Source organism: Streptomyces sp. SLBN-118 (assembly GCF_006715635.1).
GTDB lineage: Bacteria > Actinomycetota > Actinomycetes > Streptomycetales > Streptomycetaceae > Streptomyces.
This window is the reverse complement of the sequence record NZ_VFNP01000001.1, coordinates 1,326,498-1,347,773: the sequence shown is the minus strand read 5'-3', so window position 1 is coordinate 1,347,773 and position 21,276 is coordinate 1,326,498. Positions and strand designations below refer to the sequence as shown.

The 21,276-nt window shown below is 68.9% G+C and carries 17 protein-coding genes, 1 tRNA gene and 3 pseudogenes; 11 read left to right on the top strand and 10 right to left on the bottom strand.

Going from position 1 to position 21,276, the window contains the following annotated elements:
* Positions 1-136: 136 nt before the first annotated feature.
* Both FBY35_RS06140 and FBY35_RS06135 read left to right on the top strand, forming a co-directional pair.
* A complete protein-coding gene (locus FBY35_RS06140; protein WP_142212807.1) occupies positions 137-322 on the top strand; it encodes a hypothetical protein in 186 nt (61 codons plus the stop codon).
* Between the two features lie 173 nt (positions 323-495).
* A tRNA-Leu gene (locus FBY35_RS06135) sits at positions 496-583 on the top strand.
* Between the two features lie 222 nt (positions 584-805).
* Here the strand turns inward: FBY35_RS06135 and FBY35_RS06130 are convergent.
* From FBY35_RS06130 to FBY35_RS06115, 4 genes are all read right to left on the bottom strand, one after another.
* Positions 806-1,426 (bottom strand): ATP/GTP-binding protein, encoded by a 621-nt coding sequence (locus tag FBY35_RS06130; RefSeq protein WP_142212806.1) that lies wholly within the window; start codon positions 1,424-1,426, stop codon positions 806-808.
* Positions 1,413-1,817, bottom strand: coding sequence for a DUF742 domain-containing protein (locus FBY35_RS06125; protein WP_260848531.1), 405 nt, complete (start codon positions 1,815-1,817; stop codon positions 1,413-1,415). Before FBY35_RS06125 ends, FBY35_RS06130 begins: the two co-directional genes overlap by 14 nt.
* A 43-nt stretch (positions 1,818-1,860) precedes the next feature.
* Complete coding sequence (locus tag FBY35_RS06120; protein ID WP_142212805.1) at positions 1,861-2,307, bottom strand: roadblock/LC7 domain-containing protein; 447 nt, start codon at positions 2,305-2,307, stop codon at positions 1,861-1,863.
* Between the two features lie 64 nt (positions 2,308-2,371).
* Entirely contained in the window at positions 2,372-4,621 is a 2,250-nt protein-coding gene (locus FBY35_RS06115) for an ATP-binding protein (RefSeq protein WP_222123110.1), read from the bottom strand.
* A gap of 662 nt (positions 4,622-5,283) precedes the next feature.
* On the opposite strand from FBY35_RS06115, the gene FBY35_RS06110 reads away from it, so the two are divergent.
* Positions 5,284-6,924: a LuxR family transcriptional regulator gene (locus FBY35_RS06110; protein WP_160159242.1), complete on the top strand. Its 1,641-nt coding sequence runs from the start codon at positions 5,284-5,286 to the stop codon at positions 6,922-6,924.
* A 153-nt stretch (positions 6,925-7,077) separates the two neighbouring features.
* On the opposite strand, the gene FBY35_RS06105 is transcribed toward FBY35_RS06110, so the two are convergent.
* Together FBY35_RS06105 and FBY35_RS06100 are read right to left on the bottom strand one after the other, a co-directional pair.
* A complete protein-coding gene (locus tag FBY35_RS06105; protein WP_142212802.1) occupies positions 7,078-7,431 on the bottom strand; it encodes a DUF805 domain-containing protein in 354 nt (117 codons plus the stop codon).
* Positions 7,432-7,677: 246 nt separating this feature from the next.
* Complete coding sequence (locus tag FBY35_RS06100; RefSeq protein ID WP_142212801.1) at positions 7,678-9,507, bottom strand: long-chain fatty acid--CoA ligase; 1,830 nt, start codon at positions 9,505-9,507, stop codon at positions 7,678-7,680.
* Positions 9,508-9,763: 256 nt separating this feature from the next.
* On the opposite strand from FBY35_RS06100, the gene FBY35_RS06095 reads away from it, so the two are divergent.
* On the top strand, positions 9,764-10,585 hold the full coding sequence (locus FBY35_RS06095) for a helix-turn-helix transcriptional regulator (RefSeq protein ID WP_142212800.1): 822 nt from the start codon (positions 9,764-9,766) through the stop codon (positions 10,583-10,585).
* On the top strand, positions 10,582-10,827 hold the full coding sequence (locus FBY35_RS06090) for a DUF397 domain-containing protein (RefSeq protein WP_142212799.1): 246 nt from the start codon (positions 10,582-10,584) through the stop codon (positions 10,825-10,827). The genes FBY35_RS06095 and FBY35_RS06090 overlap by 4 nt, the downstream gene beginning before the upstream one ends.
* Here the strand turns inward: FBY35_RS06090 and FBY35_RS06085 are convergent.
* Positions 10,785-11,654, bottom strand: a complete 870-nt coding sequence (locus tag FBY35_RS06085) for a CDP-alcohol phosphatidyltransferase family protein (RefSeq protein WP_142212798.1) — start codon at positions 11,652-11,654, stop codon at positions 10,785-10,787. The two genes, FBY35_RS06090 and FBY35_RS06085, sit on opposite strands and share 43 nt — an antisense overlap.
* Before the next feature lie 107 nt (positions 11,655-11,761).
* Here FBY35_RS06085 and FBY35_RS06080 point away from each other — a divergent pair, with 107 nt between their 5' ends.
* The 5 genes and pseudogenes from FBY35_RS06080 to FBY35_RS36370 form a co-directional block, all read left to right on the top strand.
* Positions 11,762-12,739 carry a dehydrogenase gene (locus FBY35_RS06080; protein WP_142212797.1) on the top strand — a complete coding sequence of 326 codons (978 nt, stop codon included), beginning with the start codon at positions 11,762-11,764 and terminating at the stop codon, positions 12,737-12,739.
* Positions 12,740-12,802: 63 nt separating this feature from the next.
* On the top strand, positions 12,803-13,201 hold the full coding sequence (locus tag FBY35_RS06075; protein WP_142212796.1) for a 6-carboxytetrahydropterin synthase: 399 nt from the start codon (positions 12,803-12,805) through the stop codon (positions 13,199-13,201).
* Positions 13,198-14,292, top strand: coding sequence for a glycosyltransferase family 4 protein (locus FBY35_RS06070; RefSeq protein WP_142212795.1), 1,095 nt, complete (start codon positions 13,198-13,200; stop codon positions 14,290-14,292). The genes FBY35_RS06075 and FBY35_RS06070 overlap by 4 nt, the downstream gene beginning before the upstream one ends.
* Positions 14,220-15,128, top strand: coding sequence for an SAM-dependent methyltransferase (locus tag FBY35_RS06065; protein ID WP_399208236.1), 909 nt, complete (start codon positions 14,220-14,222; stop codon positions 15,126-15,128). Before FBY35_RS06070 ends, FBY35_RS06065 begins: the two co-directional genes overlap by 73 nt.
* Positions 15,125-16,054: pseudogene (locus FBY35_RS36370) on the top strand (lysylphosphatidylglycerol synthase transmembrane domain-containing protein); the annotation flags it as partial. The gene FBY35_RS06065 and the pseudogene FBY35_RS36370, both read left to right, overlap by 4 nt.
* A 177-nt stretch (positions 16,055-16,231) precedes the next feature.
* Here the strand turns inward: FBY35_RS36370 and FBY35_RS36950 are convergent.
* Together FBY35_RS36950 and FBY35_RS06055 are read right to left on the bottom strand one after the other, a co-directional pair.
* Positions 16,232-16,876 (bottom strand): annotated as a pseudogene (locus FBY35_RS36950) (RibD family protein); the annotation flags it as partial.
* Entirely contained in the window at positions 16,873-17,622 is a 750-nt protein-coding gene (locus FBY35_RS06055; protein ID WP_142212792.1) for a creatininase family protein, read from the bottom strand. The gene FBY35_RS06055 and the pseudogene FBY35_RS36950, both read right to left, overlap by 4 nt.
* 125 nt (positions 17,623-17,747) lie before the next feature.
* On the opposite strand from FBY35_RS06055, the gene FBY35_RS06050 reads away from it, so the two are divergent.
* Positions 17,748-18,398, top strand: coding sequence for a GTP cyclohydrolase II (locus tag FBY35_RS06050; protein WP_142212791.1), 651 nt, complete (start codon positions 17,748-17,750; stop codon positions 18,396-18,398).
* A gap of 21 nt (positions 18,399-18,419) precedes the next feature.
* Here the strand turns inward: FBY35_RS06050 and FBY35_RS06045 are convergent.
* A pseudogene (locus FBY35_RS06045) lies at positions 18,420-21,263 on the bottom strand (hypothetical protein); the annotation flags it as partial.
* Between the last annotated feature and the right edge of the window lie 13 nt (positions 21,264-21,276).

Sequence of the window (21,276 nt, the reverse complement as noted above, 5' to 3'; positions counted from 1 at the left end):
CCGTGTGGAGTGCGTCACGGACGCGGCTGTACAAGGGCGTTGGCCTCCGCCGAGGGGTAGCAGCTGGTTCCGACGGCGGCCCGCGACGCATTCCAGATCCTCCTCGAAGGCCCGCCCGCCCCGCGCCGGGAAAACGTTGGAGCGCCGCAGCCTGGGTGAGGGCTCCAAGGGGCAGCGGTGCTACGACTGGACCTGGTTCGACGTCACTCTGTCCGGCCGGCAGCCCGCCGACGGCTTCGCCCACCACCTGCTCGTCCGCCGCTCCACCGACAGCATCATCGGCAACAACAAGGCCGCGAGCATGCGCATTTCCTGCGCATGAGTTAGCGCGGAGAGTGCTCAACTGTATGCATACTGTGAAGGTCGTCCGGGATGGGTGCTGTGAGCGTTCGGCGGCTACTGCTGCACCGCACTGACCACGGGAAATGCAGGTGAGAACGACCTGAAACCCCTGGTATTGTTGTCCCTGTCGCCGCGGGAGAACGCGGTCACCTTGTCCGGGTGGCGGAATGGCAGACGCGCTAGCTTGAGGTGCTAGTGCCCTTTATCGGGCGTGGGGGTTCAAGTCCCCCCTCGGACACCAGCTGATACCCCTGTTCATCAGGGGTTTTCTGCATTTCCGCGCAGTGGCGTGACCAACCACGTGACCAACGGCTCAGCCAATCCCCAGGTCCGACCAAGGAATGCAGGCCAAGTCGGCCGGCACTGGAGGCAGCCAATCGGCGCGCTCCGTCCTTGCGAGAAGCGCTGAGCGGCCGGCGCAGATCAGCAGCCCGATCAAAAGATCATTCGGTATGACGTCGGGTCACGGCAGGCCAGGCTTCCGAGCCACCGTGCGCCCGGCAATGCCGGTGGCGTCGGTCGCGATGGTGAGCCTGGCGATGGCCTGGTCCATCAGGGCCATCAGGACGTCACGGCATGAGGCGCGGTCGCGAGCGTCGAACAGGCACAGTTGGGTCGTGGGCTGGAGGGAGAGAGCGGCGCGGATCTGGGCGGCACTGTAGGGCTGTTGGCCGTGGAAGCAGTTGACGGCGACGATGAAGGGAATGGCGCGGTTTTCGAAGAAGTCGATCGCGGCGAAACTGGTTTCCAGCCGTCGGGTGTCGACCAGGACGACGCCGCCGAGGGCCCCCATGGCCAGGTCGTTCCACATGAACCAGAAGCGTTGCTGTCCGGGAGTGCCGAACAGGTAGAGCACCAGATCGGGACTGAGTGTGATACGCCCGAAGTCCAGCGCGACCGTGGTGGACGTCTTGTGCTCGATGCCGGTGAGGTCGTCTGTGCCCGAACTCGGTGCGGTGAGCACCTCCTCGGTACGCAGCGGATTGATCTCGCTGACGGACGCAACCGTGGTGGTCTTCCCGACGCCGAAGCCCCCTGATATGAGGATCTTCACGAGGTCGGGGGCGGTGTCAGATCCTGGCAAGACCTTCCCTCACTCTCTGCAGCAGTGTGATGTCCGGGCCGGTAGTCGCGTATGGGGCGACGTGGGCGGGCGGTTGCGTGGTGATCCTTCCTGCCTCCAGCAGGTCGGAGAGCATGACGGTGACGACGGAGACGGGGAGGTCGACACGGGCGGCGACTTCGACGACTGCCGTGGGGGTGGGGCAGACGCGCAGGATGCGCAGGTGTTCCGGCTGCAGCGTGACGTTCGGCGAGGCCGTCCGCTCGTCCACCGCAGTCACCTGGGTGATCAGGGCGAAGACATCGCGGCTGGGCCGGGCCCGGCCCGCTGTGAGGGCGAAGAGCCGTACGAGGCGCCCGGATCGGCTCATCGCGTCGGCCTCTCCGGTGCGGGAGAGCGGTGCGCTGCGCATGGCCGCAGTGTCGGATGGACGACCCGGGCGCGGGAGTGGTAACTCATGTGGGGGGTGCACCGCCGGATGAGTCGGTGGCGGCCTCAGGGCGACGAGGCGGGGTGCCGAGGTGTTTGCCGATCCGCGTGACGATCAGGTTCATTTCGAACGCGACCACGCCGACGTCGGCTCTGGAAGTGCTCAGGACGGTCAAGTAGGCGCCGCCACCGGCCGAGGTGATGATGAGGTAGCCCTGCCGCATCTCGATCAGTGTCTGGACGACCGCTTCGCCGTCGAAGCCGGCGCAGACGCTGCGCCCCAGGCTCATCAGACCCGACACCGTGGCGGCCAGACGTTCGGCATCCGGCCGGGCCAGGGACGTGGACCTGCTGACGACCATACCGTCCTGGGAGACAACGAGGACGTGGCGGACGTCGGCTACTTGGTCGGCGAGGTGGGTCAGCAGCAGGTCCAGCGGGGTGTAGTCGCTGGGTGCGGAATGCTTGGCCATGTGGTGCTTTTCTCCGGGCGGTGGAAGTGGTTCCGGCTGCGAATGCAATGAACTTCACCGGCCGTCACGTACGGCTGCTGCCGGGGCTGGAGCGTCTGGCATGTGCGGTACCGCGTTGGAAAGCCGACAGGGTGTGTGCGGCCCGTTCTGGTGAGGGGGGCTGCCCGGGCGGCTCCGGGGGGTGGGGATGTGGTGTGGGGACGAGACCCAATTCCTGAGCCATGCTGGCCTGAGGAGTGCGTTGCGGCAAAGGTGGGGGTTCTCCTGGCGCCCTGTCGTTTTGGGTGGGCCCGGCGGGCGCGTCCGAGGTGGCTGCGGCCGGAACGGCGGCGGCGCGTTGCCCGTCGAAAGGCCAGAACTGCCCTGAACGACGCAGGTGGTCGGGGGGAACTGCGTCGGCCGCCGGCGCTTCGGGCCGGTTGCTGTGCTCCGTGCCGTGGACCAGTTCCGTGTTACGGACCAGCAGCCCCTGGGGAATCAGTACCACCGCGGAGGTGCCGCCGAACGCGGACGGTCGCAAGGTCACCGTGATGCCGAGGCGGACGGCGAGATGGGTGATGACGAGCAGGCCGAGCCGGGCGTCTTGCCCGATGGAGAGCACGTCGGACACCGGAGGTTGGGCCAGCCTGAGGTTGGCATCCGCGTACTCCGTTTCGGCCATGCCAATACCGCGGTCCTCGATTTCGACGGATACACCCTTGAGGACTGTGTCGACCCTGACGGACACAGGGTAGAAAGGCGGCGAAAACTTCGCGGCGTTCTCCATCAGCTCAGCCATCAGGTGTACGACGGCGGCAACAGCGGGGCCGATCAGACGGACACTGTCGTCAGCGCTCACGGTGATTCTCTGGTACTGGGAGACCTCGCCCACGGCGCTGCGCAGCACGTCCGACAGGAGCACGGGCTGGTTCCCCCGGCGTCCCGGCCAGGCACCGCCGATGATCAGCAGGTTCTCCTCGTACCGGCGCAGCTGGCTGGTCTGTGAGTCGAGCTGGTAGAGGTCGGTGAGCACTTCCGGATCCTGGTACTTGCGCTCGAGCTCGTCCAGAAGGGCAAGCTGGCCATTGACGAGACTCTGGCTGCGGCGAGCGCTGAGCACAATCGCCTTCTGCAAGCCCCGGCGGGTGTCAGCGAGTTCCACAGCGCTTCGGATTCCGGTGCGCTGGACAGCATTGAACGCTTCGGCGACCTGGCCGACCTGGTCGGTGCCGTAGTCCAGATCGAGCGCTTCGGCTTCGACGTCGACTGTTTCACCGCGGTTCAACCGGGCGACGATGGCGGGCAGTCGTTGCGTCGCGAGATCCAGCGTGGCGGCGCGGAGTCCGGCCATGCGGTGCAGCAAGGAGCGGGACACCCGCCATGAGAGCGTTGCAGAGACGATTACAGCCGCGAGCCCGGCAAGGGCTGCCGCGATGTCGCGGCGCAGTATCGTGGCGGCAGTGTCGGCCTGCGCCGAGAGCAGCCGTGCGGTGCGTGCCCGGATGAGGTCCTCCAGACCCGCCTCCAGCTGATTGAGGTCGGACCTCCACTGTGCAGTACCGGGGGACAGCATCATGCCGCCTCGGGCATCCGTACGGGCGGCGACGACGGCATTCTCGACTGCCGCCATTCTCTTCCATGCGGCGGTGTTGGTTATCCGCGCCAGCTCGCTCTGTTCCGCGGGTGACTGGATGCTTGCCAGGTAGTTCAGCATCGACCTCTGCAGGCCCAGTGGCGTCATGAACGCCACTCGTTGATCCGGGCTCATGGTGCCGGAAGGCAGCCCTTGGGACATCAGGGTGTCTTCGAGGTGCAGGGCCTGTGAGGTGATGATGAGCATCGACAGCGGCTGAGCCTGCGACACGAGTGGTCCCTGCGGTACCTGCCGGGCCTGGAACGCGGAGGTCACCTGCTTATTGATGAGGTAGGTGAAAGACTCCATCACCGTTGACGTTGCTGCGGAACGCTGATTGATCTGCGTGCGGAGCTGCTGCAGCGGAAAGTCCCTCAGCGCAACGGCGAAGGGCATTTGGGCGGTTCGGACTTTCTCCGGGGCCTGCTGGAGTCGGTGCTCCAGATCGCCGAGCTTCTTTATGGAGTTGTCGGTCATGTTCCGCTGTGATTCCAGAGCTCCGAGGGACGTACGCGGATCGGCCAGCCGTGTCACGCTGATACGCAACTCTGTCTCCAGATTCCAGCGCACGGTGTCCAGCTTGGGGTCAAGAGAACGCCCCAACTCCGCCTGTCTGCTCAGGTCCAGGCCCTCAGTGAGTGACCGGTACGCATTCGCGGCCCAGAGGAGGATCAGCGCCGCGCTGGGAACCAGGGCGAGCATGAGCAGAGACGTCAGCAGGGATCTGCGTCGCCGCGAACGATGTTTCGGTCGTACCATTCAGTGTCCTCGAGTCGGGCGAGACAGGGCAGCCGCCGACGCGTGAAGCGTGCGTTTCAGCGGACGCCTGCCGGACTGCGAGCACCCGGCATGTCGTCCGATCAAGGATTCCGAATCAGAGACTCCTGGGCATCACGGAATCACCGTGAGATCAACCGCCGTCCGCCGTCTGCCCTTTGGACCTCATGAGGGCTGGGATCAACGGCGCCCGAGGCGACGACACTACGACACGGTTACGCAGCGGGTGCGTAGCCGCGGAGCGGGTAGTGACACACGTACTTCCCGCCTGCCCGTATCCCGGCCGGCCAACGAGGGTGGAGGAGCGCCGGATTCCAGCCAAGGGGGACGCTCAAGGACGCGGCACCCGCGGGGGATCGGGGGCACCGTGTCCCGCGGCCGCGCGACACGAGGAATCCGATCACCGAAACACGGGGAAAATCGTCATCATCATGCGCGAGCCGTGCGAGCGGTCAAACCCGCAGTACCAGAGAGCACGTGAATTGCACGACCAGGATGCGCCACCGGAAGAGACCGCCGGGTACCTCCTGACCACCGAACCGACCGGCCTGCCGTGGGTCCTCAGCGTTCTGCGTGCCGCTGCCCGAATGGCCACAGTGCGTGGAGAAGTTGGCCTCGCCGCCGACTACTTGCGCAGGGCTCTGCGAGAACCGCTGACGGACGACGACCGCGCGATCGTTCTCGCGGAGCTGGGCCACGTCGAAGCCGGCCGTCACCCAGCAGCCGCGGTCCGTCATCTCACCGAGTCCCTCAGCCTTCTTCCCGGCCACGCGGCGCAACGGGGCGAGGCGGTGACAGTCCTTGCCGACGCCCTGACGCGTTGCCGCCGGGGATGCCAGGCTGTTGAGCTGCTCGATCGCGAAATTCGTACCTTTGCCTCGGCGGGAGCATCCCACCCGGATCCCGACCTGGTGGCACACCTGCACCTCCAGCGTCTGCTGATCGACCTGGACGATCCGGCAAAGCGCCCCTATGTATCCCAGGCTGCTGACCACTTCGAGGCGAGGAATCCGCACGATCCCGTGGTCAGGCGAGGGGCGGCAGCCGTCCGGGCAGGCGCTGCCCTCGGGCAGAACACGGATGCCGCCGCCGTGGCTGCTCAGGCGCGCCGGGCACTGGAGGGCGAACTGCCCCGGGGAGTGATGACCACGGCCGCCGGACACGCCGTACTGTCCATGACCTGGTGCGACCAAGGGAAGGAAGCAGCCCCGTTCGTCGACCGCCTCGCCGACGACACTCAGGAGAACCGTGCGTCATCCCGGATCCTGGTGGCGATGAGCCAGAGCGAGTTCGCGTACCGGTCCGGCGACTTGCACACGGCAATCGACCTCGGCCGCGACTGCCTCAACCTTTTCTCCTCCTCCCGCGGAGACAGCAGGCTCGCCCTGGCGACCGCCACCCTGACACGTGCCCTGGTGGAAACCGAACAGACCGACGAAGCGGCGGAACTCCTCGCCCGCCCCGACTGCACCCGCCTCGAGCCGGACTGGCACTGGACCCATCTCCTGGAGGCCCGCGCACGGCTCTTCCTCGCACGCGGCCATCTCGAGGCCGCCCTGCAGGACCTCACCGAGTGCGGACGACGCCAGAGTGCCTGGCACCGGGACAACCCCGCCGTCCTGCCCTGGCGTTCCCTGGCAGCTGTCACATACTTGGCCATGGGCGACCAACGTCCAGCCGAACTCCTCGCACAGCAGGAGGTCGAGCAGGCGCGTACCTTCGGCGCGCCTCGGGCTCTCGGCATCTCGCTGCGTGCCGCCGGTCTTGCAGCGCGTGGCCGGCACGGACAGCGCCTTCTGGGAGAGTCCGTGGACCTGCTGGACCAGGCCGGGGCCGCTGTGGAGCAGGCTCGCTCGCTCGTCGCACTCGCCACCCTGAGGTTCGAAGCCGGTCACACCCGGATTGCGCGCGACCTGGCCCGCCGCGGGCTCCGCCTCGCCCAGCACTGCGGAGCGGCAGGACTGAGCACCCAGGCCCTCGACAGACTACGTAAGTTCGGGGCACGGCCACGCACCAGCCGCGTGGTCGGAATCCAGGCCCTGACCACCAGTGAACGCCGGGTCGCAGTCCTGGCAGCACGCGGCCTGACGAACCGTGAAATCGCTCAGCAGCTCTTCATCACACAGCGCACGGTGGAGAACCACCTCACCAGCGGATTCCGTAAACTCGGCATCACAGGGCGCCGACAAATCCCCGACATGGTCCGAAGCCTGGACGCCCGCATCTGAGCAGGCAAGCCGAGAACCAAAGAAAAGGCGGGGCGCCTTCGTCCAGTCCCGCGCACAACGACGATTGCCCGTCAGCCGGAGCTGACGGGCAATCGAGCGGACGGTGGCGTCACCGGCCGGCAGGGAGCGGTCCCGCCGGCCGGCGCGTCAGCGTCAGAATGCCGCGACGGCCTTCGGGTTCGGGCCGTACGCGTTCTCGTTCGGCTTGCCCTCGGTGGCCAGGAAGACGATCAGGATGATGAAGCCCACCAGCGGGATCAGCGCGATGAGGACCCACCAGCCGGAGCGGTCCGTGTCGTGCAGTCGGCGGATCGTGACGCCGAGGGCCGGAAGGAGCACGCCGACCGCGTAGATCAGCTGGAGGAAGCTCGTGCCGAGCACGTTGTCGAGGACCGCCAGTACGGCGCTGATGATGATGTTGAAAAGGGCGAACATCCAGTATTCCTGCCGACGCGCACGCCCGCCGAATACCGCGTACTTCTTGAGTACATCCACGTACCAGTTCACAGCGTCCCCCCAAAGGACCGCGCTTGGGCCTGTCCTCTTGGAGCAAGCCGGTGCGGAGAAAGTAGTGGCTTGAAGTGGGCTGGTCAAACCGTTACCTGTGACGCTTGATCAGCACCGTGAGCAGCGGCTCCAGCGGGACCGGTGAGCCAACCCTCGAATCATGATTTTGTCCGGTTCCGCGCACTTCTGAACCCCTGAACCTCGTCTGCCCAGGAGTGAGGCCGCCCAACTGCAGCCACACCACCCTCAGCGCATGTACAGCGCCTCGATGTCCGCCGCGTACGCCCCCGCGATCGCCCGCCTCTTGAGCTTCAGCGTCGGCGTCATCAGGCCGTCGTCCAGGCTGAACTCGTTCGGCAGGATGCGGAAGGCCCGGATGGACTCCGCCCGCGAGACGCTGGTGTTCGCCCGCGAGACCGCGCGCTGGATCTGGGCTCGTAGTTCCTCGTCGTCCGTCATCGCGGAGACGTCCGCCGGCTGCTTGCCCTTGAGGCTCTGCCAGTGCGCCAGCGCCTCCGGGTCCACCGTGATCAGTGCCGCGACGTAGGGCTGGTCGTCGCCCACGATCAGGCACTGCGAGATCAGTGGGTGGTGGCGCAGCTGTTCCTCCAGGGGAAGCGGGGCCACGCTCTTGCCACCGCTGGTGATGATGATGTCCTTCTTGCGGCCCGTGATGACGAGGTAGCCCTCGCCGTCGAGGTGGCCCGTGTCCCCGGTGGCGAACCAGCCGTCGCGCAGGACAGCCTCGGTGGCCTTCGGGTTGTTGAGATACCCCGCGAAGACCGTGGCGCCGCGTACCCACACCTCGCCGTCGTCCGCGATGTGCACCGACGAGCCGGGGATCGGGCGGCCCACGGTGCCGAATCGCACCGCCCCCGGAGGCTGGGCCGTGATCGCGCCGGAGGTCTCGGTGAGGCCGTAACCGTCGTAGACGGTGATGCCGGTGCCCGCGAAGAACAGCCCCAACTCCCTGCGGAGTGTCGAGCCGCCGGACACCGCGTTGCGCACCTGGCCGCCCAGCACCTCGCGCAGCTTGCCGTACACCAGGCGGTCATACACGGAGTGCAGAACCTTCAGCGACGGGCTCGGGCCGTGGCCCGTGCCCATGGCGTGGCATTCCGCGGCTTCGGCGTAGCGCACCGCGACGGCGGCGGCCTTGTCGAAGAGACTGACGCGTCCCGCCTCCTCGGCGGCGCGGCGGGCCCTGTAGAAGATCTTCTCGAAGATGTACGGGACCGCGAACAGGAACGTCGGCCGGAACTCGGTCAGGGCCGGAAGCAGCGACTCGGGCGCCAGATCGGGCTGGTGACCGAGCCGGACACCGCCGCGAAGACAGCAGACGACGACCATCAGCCCGTAAATGTGCGCGACGGGAAGGAAGTTGAGGATCGACGGCTGCACACCGGGCTCGGCGATGATCCCGCCCCAGCCTTCGAGGAGGGTGTCGCACTCCGCGGCCAGATTGGCGTGCGTGACGAGGCAGCCCTTGGGGGTGCCGGTGGTTCCGGAGGTGTAGCTGACAGCGGCGACCTGGTCGGACATCACGGCGGCGCGGTGACGGTGGATCAATTCGTCTTCCACGCCGATGCCCTGACCGATCAGGGATTCCACACAGCCCAGGTCCATCTGCCAGATCGCGGACAGCCGGGAATCGGCGTCAGTGGCCGCCGCCACGGTCATCGCATGGTTCTCGTGCTCGACCACGACGGCCCGGACCTGGGCGTCGTAGAGGATCCAGCGCACCTGCTCGATGGACGAGGTGGGGTAGACGGGAACGATCTCGACGCCGATGGACCACAGGGCATACGCCAGGAGCGTCCACTCGTACCGGGTACGGGACATGAGCGCGACCCGGTCGCCGAAGCGGATGCCGTTCGCCAGGAACCCCTTGGCCACCGCCATCACGTCGTCACGGAACCGCTGTGCGCTGACAGGTTCCCAGGTCTCCGGCCGTGGGCCGGTCAGCCGGGAGAGCTGCACCAGGGACGGGTCCCGCTCGGCCGTCTCGTACACCGAGTCGGCGAGGCCGCCCGATCTCAGTGGCTCAGTGCGCAGGGGAGGACCGCTTCCTCGCATGATGGCCGCTCCCTTCCCCGTGTCGGGGGCGCTACGCAGTGCAACTCCGGGAGCGAAACGTACCTGTTGAAAAGTCTCCTGCCTAGTTTTCGGACACATCCAGCAACGGATAGGGCGAACCACCCGAAACTCCTCGGCTCGTACGCGTTGTCCCGTACGAGCTCGCCCGCTGGACCGTACGAGTAACCCCACGTGAGCATGGGGTCGTTGTACAGGTGCAACGAGTGCGACAAGCGCGACAAGGGGGTCGCCGCCCATGGCGAACAGCAGTGCACCCGAACAGTCCGACAGCCTCAAAGCGTTCGGAGCCGTCCTCAAGGTCTTCCGTGAACGGGCCTCGCTCACACAGGAGCAGCTCGCGCCGCTGGTCTGCTACTCGCATGCCTGCGTCGCCTCGATCGAGCAGGGGCGCCGCATGCCGCCCGGCGACTTCGTCGAGCGGGCGGAGGAGGCCCTGGACTCGTTCGGGGTGCTGCGGGCGGTGGCCCAGCATGTGTCGCGACGGCCGGGTCTGGCCGCGTGGTTCCGGCTCTGGGCCCAACTGGAGTCGGCGGCCGTCAGCCTCTGCACGTACGAATGCCGGGTGGTTCCTGGCCTGTTGCAGACTCAGGCGTACGCGCGTGCCGTGATGCTGAACGTCCCGCCGCCGCCCACCCAGGCGGAGGTCGAGGAGCGGATCGCGGCGCGTACGGAGCGGCAGGAGCTGCTGGTCCGTACGCCGCCGATCGCGTTCAGCTTCATCGTCGAGGAGGCGGTGCTGCTGCGGCACACCGGCGGTGAGGGCGTCACACGGGAACTCCTCGACCACCTCATCGCCTGCGCCGAGTTGTGGAACGTCGAGCTGCAGGTCATGCCGCTGCGGCAGCCTCATCACGCCGGTTCGGACGGCCCGATGCGGCTTCTGGAGACGCCCGACAACAAGTGGCTTGGCTACTCGGAGGGGCAGAAGACCGGTCAGCTGAACTCCGACCCGAAAGCGGTCAGCGTGATGCAGATGCGCTATGCCAAGATGCGCTCACAGGCCCTGTCCCCGGCGGACTCGGAGGACCTGTTGAAGCGGATGCGAGGAGCGCTATGAGCACCAACGACGAGCTCAACTGGTTCAAGAGCAGCCACAGCGGTTCCCAGGGTGACAGCTGCGTGGAGGTCGCCCTGCACTGGTACAAGTCTTCCCACAGCGGTTCCGAGGGTGACGACTGCGTGGAGGTTGCCTGCCGCCCGGACGCCGTCCACGTCCGCGACTCCAAGGCGAAGGACGGACCGCGGCTCGCGGTGTCTCAGGCCGCTTGGGTCGAGTTCATCGAGTTCGCGGGAGTCTGAAGCGTCTGCGGGCGGTCGGAGGCGGGGGACAGGTCGGGCGACCGGCGGACTTCCGTTGTCGCTTCCCCGTCCCGTACCCGCCACAGCCACCTGATGTCCCGTCCGAAGGACCACATCAGCAGCGCCAGTGCCACAAGGACCGCCCCGGAAGCCGGCACGACCGGCAGGATCCCGGCGCCGACCACCAGGAGGATGATCCCCTGGAGCGCGGCCACCGTCTTGCGGGCCGTGCTCGGCGGCAGGGCTCCGTTCAGCCACGGCAGGACCCGGGCCGCCGCGACGAAGGCGTAGCGCATGGTGCCGATCAGCAGTACCCACGGGCCCAGGGACATGGAGACATAGACGCTGAGCACCAGGATCAGGAAGGCGTCGACTTCCATGTCGAAGCGTGCCCCCAGCGGGGACGCCGATCCGGTGTGGCGGGCGACTTTGCCGTCGACCGCGTCGAGGATCAGGGCGACCGCGGTGAGGGCGACCAGGACCGTGACCGGCGGCGGGCTTTCGAAGGAGTCCGCGACCAGCGCGGTCACACCGCCCACGAGGGTCGCCCGCGCAAGAGTGACGCGGTTGGCCGGTCCGAAGGATTCGAGCCACGAACGGCGCAGGGCGCGGGTCAGCGCGGCCCAGGTGGCGACCCCGAAGGCCAGGCCCGTCAGCCAGCCCGCGGGCCCCAGGCCGATCGCCGTGCCGAGCAGAGCGAGCAGGGCGAGCTGTGCTCCCGCTCCCACAGCGGTCTCGTGCCGCGGCCTCATGGCAAGCTGTGCGCCCGTACCCGCGGCCGTCTCCTGCCGCAGCGGCCTCATGTCGTACGTGTTGTTCAAGGCCACCGTGCGCACCCTCCGGGTGAGTGACAGATTCGATCATTCCCGCGTACCGTGGCCGCGGCTTGGTGATCAGTACGTTAAATACCGCGCGATCGTTCAGGAGGTTGCCGATGCAGCGCGTCGCACGTGCCTTCTGGCTCCGTTCTCCCGGCCACGGCGAGATCCGGGAGGTCGCCCTGCCGGTACCCGCCGCCGACGAGGTGCTGGTGCGCACGCTCTTCTCCGGGGTGAGCCGCGGCACGGAGACACTGGTCTTCCGCGGAGGTGTGCCGGAGAACCAGTACGGCGTGATGCGGGCGCCGTTCCAGGAAGGCGAGTTCCCCGCGCCCGTCAAGTACGGCTATCTCAATGTGGGGCTGGTGGAGGAGGGGCCGCGGGAGCTGCTCGGCCGTACGGTCTTCTCCCTCTATCCGCACCAGACGCGGTTCGTCGTCCCCGCGAAGGCCGTGACTCCGGTGCCGGACACCGTTCCCGCCGCGCGGGCGGTGTTGGCCGGGACGGTCGAGACGGCCGTGAACGCCGTGTGGGACGCGGCGCCGATGCTCGGCGACCGTATCGCCGTCGTGGGCGCGGGCATGGTCGGGGCCTCTGTCGCCGCCGTACTCGCCCGGTTCCCCGCAGTCCGAGTCCAGCTCGTCGACGCCAATCCCGCGCGGGCGGACGTCGCCGGGGCGCTCGGCGTCGACTTCGCGCTGCCCGAGGAGGCAGCCGGTGACTGCGATCTCGTCGTCCACGCCAGCGCCACCGAGGACGGACTCGCGCGCTCGCTGGAACTCCTCGCCCCGGAGGGAACGGTCCTCGAACTGAGCTGGTACGGAGACCGGCGCGTCAGCCTGCCGCTGGGGGAGGCCTTCCACTCCCGCCGCCTCGTGGTGCGCAGCAGCCAGGTCGGCACGGTGTCCCCGGCCAGGGGTTCTCGCCGGACCTTCGCCGATCGGCTCGCGCTCGCGCTGGACCTGCTCGCCGACCCCGCCTTCGATGCGCTGATCACCGCAGAGTGTGCTTTCGACGAGTTGCCCGACGCGCTGGGGAGGCTTGCTTCCGGCGATCTTCCGGGGTTGTGTCTGCGCGTACGGTACGACCGCTGAACAGGGCGGACCGATCGGCCGTACTACAGGTCAGATGTGCCAGCGCACCTGGAGGGTCGTCCTTTGTTCAGCATCACCGTTCGTGATCACATCATGATCGCTCACAGCTTCAGCGGGGAGGTCTTCGGACCTGCCCAGCGCCTGCACGGTGCCACCTTCCTCGTGGACGCCACCTTCCGCCGCCCCGAACTGGACGCCGACAACATCGTCGTCGACATCGGACTGGCCACCCAGGAACTCGGCACCGTCACCGGCGAGCTGAACTACCGCAATCTCGACGACGACCCCGACTTCGCCGGCATCAACACCAGTACGGAGTTCCTGGCCAAGGTCATCGCCGACCGGCTCGCGGACCGGGTGCACGCGGGGGCTCTGGGCGAAGGTGCCCGCGGCCTGGCCGGGATCACGGTCACGCTGCACGAATCGCATGTCGCCTGGGCGAGTTACGAGCGTTCGCTATGAACCGCTCCGTGCACATCGTCATGCCGGGCGCCGTCGACGATCCGGCCGCGCCCAGCGGCGGCAACGTCTACGACCGCCGCCTGTGCCGGGAACTGCCCGGCATCGGCTGGCAGGTCCGCGAGCACGCCGTCGCGGGCACCTGGCCGCAGCCGGGAGCGGACGCCCGGGCGGAACTGGCCCGGATCCTGGCCGGGGCCGCGGACGGTGCCGTGGTCCTCCTCGACGGACTCGTCGCGTGCGCCGTCCCCGACATCGTGGTCCCCGAGACCGGACGGCTGCGTATCGCGGTGCTGGTGCACCTGCCGCTGGGCGACGAGACAGGGCTCGCCCCGCAGCGGGTGGTGGAGCTCGACGCTCTGGAGCGCCGAACCCTGCGTTCCGTGGCCGCGGTCGTGGCGACCAGCGACTGGGCGGCCCGCAGGCTTGTGGCCCACCACGGGCTCGAACCCGCCCGGGTCCATGTCGCCGCCCCCGGCGCCGACATCGGGCCCCTGGCGGCCGGTACCGACGGCGCTTCGCGGCTGCTCTGCGTCGCCTCGGTGACCCCGCGCAAGGGGCAGCTGCGGCTGGTGGAGGCCCTGGCCGAGGTCGCGGACCTGCCCTGGACGCTCGTATGCGCCGGTGGCCTCCGCCAGGACCCCGCATACGTCGCCCAACTGCGCGCACTGGTCGAGAAGTCGGGCCTCGACGGCCGGGTTCACCTCGTCGGGCCGCAGAGCGGCGCGGAGCTGGACGCGACCTACGCCGATGCCGACCTGCTGGTACTCGCCTCGTACGCGGAGACGTACGGCATGGCCGTGACCGAAGCGCTCGCCCGCGGCATTCCCGTACTGGCCACGGTCGTCGGCGGACTCCCGGAGGCCGTGGGGCGCGCGCCCGACGGGACTGTGCCGGGCCTGCTCGTACGGTCGGAGGACTCCGCGGTACTCGCAACGGCGCTGCGCCGCTGGTTCGGCGACTCGGCGCTGCGCCGTCGGCTGAAGGCGGCCGCCGGCGCCCGGCGCGCCGCGCTGGACGGGTGGCAGACCACGGCCCGGAATCTGGCCGGGGCGCTGGAACAACTCCGCATCGACCCCCGGAGGGCCGCGTGAGCAGCACCGACGCACCTCGTTACGCACCCGAGTGGCTTGAGCTGCGCGAGGGCGCCGACGCCGCCGCCCGTGCGGCCGAACTCCTCGACCCGCTGCGAGAACGGCTCGTGGGCCGGGAGTCCGGCGGTCTTGTGATCCGCGATCTCGGTTGCGGCACCGGTTCCATGGGGCGCTGGCTCGCGCCCCGGCTCCCCGGCCCGCAGTACTGGATCCTGCACGACCACGACCCCGGTCTGCTCGACCTGGCGGCCGCTCACACGCCTCGTACGGCTGCCGACGGCAGTCCCGTCACGGTCACCACGGAGCGGGGCGACATCGCCCACGTGACGGCGGACCTCCTGGCCGGTGCCTCGCTGGTGACGGCCTCCGCTCTTCTGGACGTCCTCACCCGGGACGAGGTGGATGCGCTTGCCAGGGCGTGCGCGGGGGCGGGCTGCCCCGCGTTGCTGGCGCTGTCCGTGGTGGGGCGGGTCGAGCTGACACCGGCCGAGCCGCTGGACGACCAGATCGCCGACGCCTTCAACGAACACCAGCAGCGCAGCGGTCTGCTGGGGCCCGAGGCCGTCACGGTCGCTGCCGAAGCGTTCATGCGTCAGGGAGCGACGGTACGGATGCAGGCCAGCCCGTGGCGGCTCGGCGCCGACGAGTCGGTGCTGGTGGCGCAGTGGCTGCGCGGCTGGGTCGGCGCGGCCTGCGAGCAGAGCCCGTCCCTGGCACTGCGCGCCAAGGAGTATCTGCGCCGCCGCCTGGCGCAGTGCGCGGCGGGCGAGTTGACGGTGGTGGTGCAGCACACCGATCTGCTGGCACTGCCTCGCGCGACGGGCAGGACGTCATGAGAGGGGGGACGAAGGCTCGCCTGGGAACGCTCGCCGGAGCGGGCATCCTGGCCGTGCTGGTGTGGCGTCTTGGCACCGGTGCCTTCGTGGACGGGCTGGCGAGGATCGACGGCCCCACCCTCCTGGCCGCCCTCGGACTGGGTCTGCTCACCACCGTGTTCAGCGCCTGGCGCTGGCGTCTGGTGGCCCGTGGCCTGGACATCCGGCTGCCGCTCGGCCGGGCCGTCGGCGACTACTACCGGGCCCTGTTCCTGAACGCGGCGCTGCCCGGTGGCGTGCTCGGCGATGTGCACCGCGCGGTGCGGCACGGCCACAACACCGGTGACATCGGCCGGGGTGTCCGCGCGGTCGTCCTCGAACGGACCGCCGGGCAGGTCGTCCTGATCGCCGTCGGCGGGGTGGTGCTGCTTGTTCAGCCTTCCCCGGCTCTGACAGCGGCCCGCCACCTGGCGACGCTGCCGACTCTTGCTCTGGCCGTCGCCGTGGCGGGCGCGCTGATGATCACCCTCGCTGTCCGGCTCCGCGGGAAGCCCGGCACCTCGCGCTGGCACCGGGCGACCCGCACCGCGCTGGCCGAAGCACGCCTCGGACTGCTCGCCCGCGCCAGCTGGCCGGGAGTGGTGGTCTCGTCCGTCGCGGTGCTGGCGGGGCATCTCGGCATGTTCCTTCTCGCCGCCCGGGCAGCGGGATCAACTGCTCCGTTCGCCCAGTTGGCCCCCCTGATGGTGCTGGCTCTGCTCGCCATGGCGCTGCCGCTGAACGTCGGTGGCTGGGGACCCAGGGAAGGCGTCACCGCCTGGGCCTTCGGTGCCGCGGGACTGGGCGCCGCCCAGGGCCTGACCGTCGCCGTGGTCTACGGAGTGCTCACCTTCGCCGCGAGCCTGCCCGGTGCCGGCGTGCTCGTCGGCCCCTGGCTCGCCCGTCTTGGCCGCCCGCAGGTCGAGTTCGAAGAGCGTGTCCTCACCGAGGAAGACACGTCGGACCGGTGGGCGAAGCGCTTCGCGCATCACGGGCTCTCCGGCGAAGCGCAGGCCGGGAATGCCGTCGCCGATCAGGACCGGCGCCACGGTGACGTAGAGCCGGTCCAGCGCCTGCTCGTGAAGGAAGCGCGACACGGTGACGCCGCCGCCCTCGATCAGCACCCGGCCAAGGCCGCGCCGCGCGAGCGTGTCCAGCAGGCGCCGCGGGGCGAACGCATCCTGGTCCGGCAGGGTCAGAACCTCGACACCGTCGGGGACGGACTGGTCACGGCCGCTGTCGGCGCCCACGACCCACAGAGTGGGGGCTGACCCATCGGTGAACACCTGGCGCCCCAGTGGCACCCGGCCGCGCGGATCGAGGACGACGCGCACCGGGTTGGTCCCCGCGCAGGCGCGCACGGTCAGTTGAGGATTGTCGGCGACAGCTGTGCCCGCACCGACGACCACTGCGTCGGACAGCGCCCGCAGATGGTGCAGATGGCTGCGGTCCTCCTCGCCGGTGACAAAGTCGGCGTCGCCGGTACGGGTCGCGATGAACCCGTCCAGGCTCTGCCCGAGCTGCGCGAACGCAACGCGCGGACCGGCCAGGCACAGCGGCAGATAGCGCTCCGCGAGCCACTCGGCCTCGGGCGTGGCGCCCTGCGTCCAGCGCCGGCCGCCATGAGGGTCCCGGGCCAGTCCCGCGGCCTGTGCGTCCGCCTCGGACCGGACGGCTCGCAGCCGCTTCCAGGCCTCGACCGCATCCAGCACACCACCGAGGCCGCTCATCGCGTCCCCCGACCGGAAAGCAGGGAGAGGTACTCACCGAAGGATTCGACCAGGGAGGCCAGCAGATCCTTTCCCTTATCGGCGGATGCCATTGAAGGACGGCCGATGACACCGGAGTCCGTGAGGGCCTTCATACCGAGAGTGAGGAGATGCTTACGGTCGTCGGCGAGGAAATCGGATGTCTCATACCCGGGGCGGACGAGTTCGGGGTGGGCGTGCAGCAGGATGGATGTCTCCACTTCCCCCGCGTGCATATCGCTGTGCGAGGGAGTCTGTACACCGGCTCTGGCCCGTGCGGCGTCCCAGTCCGCCGTGCCCGGGAAAAGCGCCATTGGTATGCCGCTGCTCTCGGATTCCTGAACGACATTGCGCAGTACGTAATTTCCGCCGTGCCCGTTGAGCAGAATCAGGGCGCCGATACCGGAGCGGCTCAGGGAGTCGGCGATGTCCCGTACGACCGCGCTGAGAGTGGCGGCGGAAATACTGACCGTGCCCGGCCAGGCGGCGTGCTCGTGGGAGCAGGAGACGGTCAGCGGAGGAAGGTGGAGGACCGGATGAGCTGCGGCGACCTCCCGGGCGATGGTGCAGGCGATGACCGTGTCGGTCACCAGAGGCAGGTACGGACCGTGCTGCTCGAAGCTGCCGATCGGAAGGACGGCCACACCTGCCCCGCCGGCCCGCACGTCCTCCGTCGAGTGCAACGGCAACACACCCGGTGCCTGCTGTGGTGTTCCCGAACCGCTCATGTCTTTCCGGCCTTTCGTTGTTCGCTCTGGGCGCCCGTGGTCGAACGTGATGAATCGGGCGCCCAGTTGTACCCTTCGTGTTTTACTCTCACATCACCCGCAGTCTGCCAGATAAGATCGGACCCATGACAGAAATTGATGGCGCGTTCCACGGAAGTGTTCGTCCATCAGGTGTCGAACGAGTGGTGGATGTCCAACTGTCCACCGTGCACGGCGATTTCATCGCCATCGGCTACCTGGACCGCAATAGCGGTGATGAACAAATGGTGCTGGTATTCGGCGATGTCGAGCGGGAAGGAGCACTTACCCGCGTGCATTCGGAGTGTCTGACCGGAGATGTCTTCGGTTCCAAGCACTGCGAGTGCGGCGACCAGCTGTCCGCAGCGCTGGACGCCATCGTGCAGGAAGGGCACGGCATCCTCGTCTACCTCCGGGGCCACGAGGGGCGCGGAATCGGCCTGCTGGCCAAGCTCCAGGCGATGAAGCTCCAGGCGGAGGGCCTTGACACGGTCGAGGCGAACATTGCCCTCGGGCTTCCGGTCGACGCCCGCGACTACGGGTCGGCAGCCGAGATCCTGCACGATCTCGGCGTCCAGTCGGTACGGCTGCTGTCGAACAACCCGCTCAAGCGCGAGGCGCTGCTGCGGCACGGCATCAAGATCGCCGAACTGGTGCCCCTGCTGATACCGCCGCGCGCCGAGAACCGGTCCTATCTGTGGACCAAGCGGGACCGCCTCGACCACTTCCTGCCGCACCTGGACGGCACAGCCGAGTAGCGCTGCTCGTCCCGTACGTCACGCCATCTGGCGGCGCACCAGCTCGTGCAGGTGCCCGCCCGCGTGCGCGAGCAGCTCCGCCGGAGCCCCCTGCTCCACGATCCGGCCGTCCGACATCACGATCACACGGTCGGCGTCCATCACGGTCGACAGCCGGTGGGCGATCACGACGCGGCTCGCGCTCAGGCGGCGGGTGGACTCGATCACGATGCGCTGGGTCTCGTTGTCCAGCGCACTCGTGGCCTCGTCGAAGAAGAGGATCCGCGGGCGGCGGACGAGAGCCTGAGCGATCATCAGGCGCTGGCGCTGGCCGCCCGATATCGCGCCGCCGCCCGCGATCATGGTGTGCAGGCCCATCGGCATGCGCTTGATGTCCTCGGCCAGGCCCGCCATCTCGGCCGCCTCCCAGGCCTCTTCCTGAGTGAAGGCCTCGGTGCCGCAGATGCAGTCCAGGATCGATCCGGTCAGCGGCTGCGCGTTCTGCAGGACCACTCCGCACTGGCGGCGTACGGCGGCCTGGTCCAGGGCCGCCAGGTCCTGGCCGTCGAAGAGGACACTGCCCGAGGCCGGCCGGTCGAAGCCGATGAGGAGCCGCAGCAGCGTCGACTTGCCGCAGCCGCTCGGGCCGACGATCGCCACGAACTCGCCCGGCCGTACCGTCAGGGACACGTCGTCGAGGACGAGCGGGCCGTCCTCGGTGTAACGGAAGCTGAGCTTCCTGGTCTCGATCCCGCCGGACAGGGTGCCGGGCTGGGCGCCGGCCCCGCGGACCTCGGGGGCCTCGTCGAAGACGGGTTTGATCTGCTCGAACATGGGCAGTGCGGCGGCGGCCGACACGAGCACGCCTGACAGCTGGGTGACCGAGGTCAGCAGCATGGTCACGGAGGTGTTGAAGGTCAGGAACTCACCCGCCGACATGCTGCCGCGGGCAGGACCGGCCAGCAGCATGAACATGGTGAGCGAACAGAGCGGCAGACAGACCGCGTCGAGGACCGTCGTCAGGTTCTTGATCCGCCCCGCCCGCTGCTGGAGTTCGCGGGAGCGGGCGAACTCCCGCGCCCACGCGGCGTACGCGAAGCTCTCCGCCGCCGCGACCCGCAGCTTCGGCAGGCCGCGCAGGGTCTGGAAGGCCTGGTTGTTGAGTTTGTTGCCGAGCTCGACCAGTTCCCGCTGCCAGCGCAGCTGCCACAGTCCCATCCCGAGGAACACCGCACCGATGACGACCAGCATGGCGATCGCCGCGAGCGCCAGCGGCACGCTGTAGCAGAGCAGCAGTACGAGGTTCATCCCGCCGACCGTGCCCGCCTGAAGGGCCACCGGACCGATGCCCGACATCAGCCGCCGGACGGCGCTGACACCCATCGCCGCACTGGCCAGCTCTCCGGTGGAGCGCTCGGTGAAGAACCGGGTCGGCAGCCGCAACAGCCGGTCCCACACGGCCGGTTGGAGCATGCTCTCCATACGGCCCTCCAGCCGCAGGACCGTGAGGTTCTGGAGCAGCATGAACGCGGCCGAGACGATGCCGGCGATCATCACGGCCAGGGCGACCTGGACGATGAGGCTCTTCTCGGCCGTCGGTACGTACACGCCCAGCACCTGGCCCGTCGCGATCGGCACCAGCGCGCCGAGAGCGACGGTCACCAGTCCGCCGATCGCCAGATGGCGTACGTCCGGCGCGGTGCCGCGCAGGCTGAAGCGCAGCAACAGCCAGGCTGTCACGGGCCGTTCCGGCAGCGGGCGGTAGAACATCACGGCGCGCGGCTCGAGTTCCTCCGCCTGGTTCTCGCCGATCCGGATGCGTAGGCCGGACGCCGGGTTCACCGCTTCGTAGCGGCCACGGCGCCACAGCAGGGCGACCGGCGCGCCCGACTTGGCCCAATGTCCCACCAGGGGACCGGTGTTCGTACGCCACCAGCGCCCCGCCAGCCGGACCGCGCGGGTACGGATCCGGGAGCCGGTCGCGATTCGCTCGACGGGGGAGACGCGGTCGTTGACCGGGCCGCTTTTCGGCGGCTCGGTGAGCGTGATCCCGGCGGCCTCCGCGACCCGTCGGCACACGGCAAACGTCGCGTCGTCGTCGGCGCCGTCCGCTCCGGCGGATGCCCGCCCGGCCCGCTCGGGCCTGCCGATGGAGGCCAGCAGCGCCTGGTCGGCCCGGGCCCTGACCGCCTCTCCCGCCTTGATGCCCGCGGCCGTACGGTCCTCGTGGGCGCGCTCAAGACCCTCGATCCAGCGGTCCACCGCGGACAGCAGCCGGTACTGCTGGTTGACCATCTGCTGCCACAGCGCGGCGTCGATCAGCAGATCGCCCGCGGCCTCCGCGCCGTACAGGGCGCCGTACTGGACGCTGCCGGAGGGGACCGGCATCCACAGGATGTCGTCGTCGGCCATGGCCTCGTCGGTGGCCCGGCCCTCCAGCGGAGCCTGGAACAGGACGCCGAGTCCCCGGCCGGTGCCGAGGGCGAAGGCGTGCTCCAGCGGGGTCGGCCCCTCGTACCCCGCCCCGGTAACCCGTCTCGTACCCAGCCGGGAAGCCGGCCTCGTATCCGGCCGGATGCTCGGTTCCGTACGCTGGACAGCCGCCGCTGTAATCCGGCCGGTACAGCTCCCGCAACGGGATCCGGCGCAGCAGACAGTCCTGCGAGGGTCTGCCGAGCAGAGTGTGCCGGGGGCCCTCGACCGGGCCCAGCAGGAGCGTGCCCGCCTCCAGGCGGCCCAGGAAGTGCCAGTGGCCCTGCTGGGCGGCGTCGACGGCGAAGAGATCCAGGGTCCCGCCGACCACGAGCCACAGCACGTGCGGCCCCTCCAGCTGCAGACTGCGCAGACCGGTGCAGTCGACGGGCGCGCCCAAACCGCCCAGGGCATGGGTCACCGCGTC

Coding starts and splice junctions, on each gene's coding strand:
- FBY35_RS06125 (WP_260848531.1), bottom strand. CDS start 1,817: ATGCGCAGCGCACCGCTCTCCCGCACCGGAGAGGCCGACGCGATGAGC.
- FBY35_RS06120 (WP_142212805.1), bottom strand. CDS start 2,307: ATGGCCAAGCATTCCGCACCCAGCGACTACACCCCGCTGGACCTGCTG.
- FBY35_RS06115 (WP_222123110.1), bottom strand. CDS start 4,621: ATGCTCGCCCTGGTTCCCAGCGCGGCGCTGATCCTCCTCTGGGCCGCG.
- FBY35_RS06110 (WP_160159242.1), top strand. CDS start 5,284: ATGGCCACAGTGCGTGGAGAAGTTGGCCTCGCCGCCGACTACTTGCGC.
- FBY35_RS06100 (WP_142212801.1), bottom strand. CDS start 9,507: ATGCGAGGAAGCGGTCCTCCCCTGCGCACTGAGCCACTGAGATCGGGC.
- FBY35_RS06095 (WP_142212800.1), top strand. CDS start 9,764: ATGGCGAACAGCAGTGCACCCGAACAGTCCGACAGCCTCAAAGCGTTC.
- FBY35_RS06090 (WP_142212799.1), top strand. CDS start 10,582: ATGAGCACCAACGACGAGCTCAACTGGTTCAAGAGCAGCCACAGCGGT.
- FBY35_RS06080 (WP_142212797.1), top strand. CDS start 11,762: ATGCAGCGCGTCGCACGTGCCTTCTGGCTCCGTTCTCCCGGCCACGGC.
- FBY35_RS06070 (WP_142212795.1), top strand. CDS start 13,198: ATGAACCGCTCCGTGCACATCGTCATGCCGGGCGCCGTCGACGATCCG.
- FBY35_RS06055 (WP_142212792.1), bottom strand. CDS start 17,622: ATGAGCGGTTCGGGAACACCACAGCAGGCACCGGGTGTGTTGCCGTTG.
- FBY35_RS06050 (WP_142212791.1), top strand. CDS start 17,748: ATGACAGAAATTGATGGCGCGTTCCACGGAAGTGTTCGTCCATCAGGT.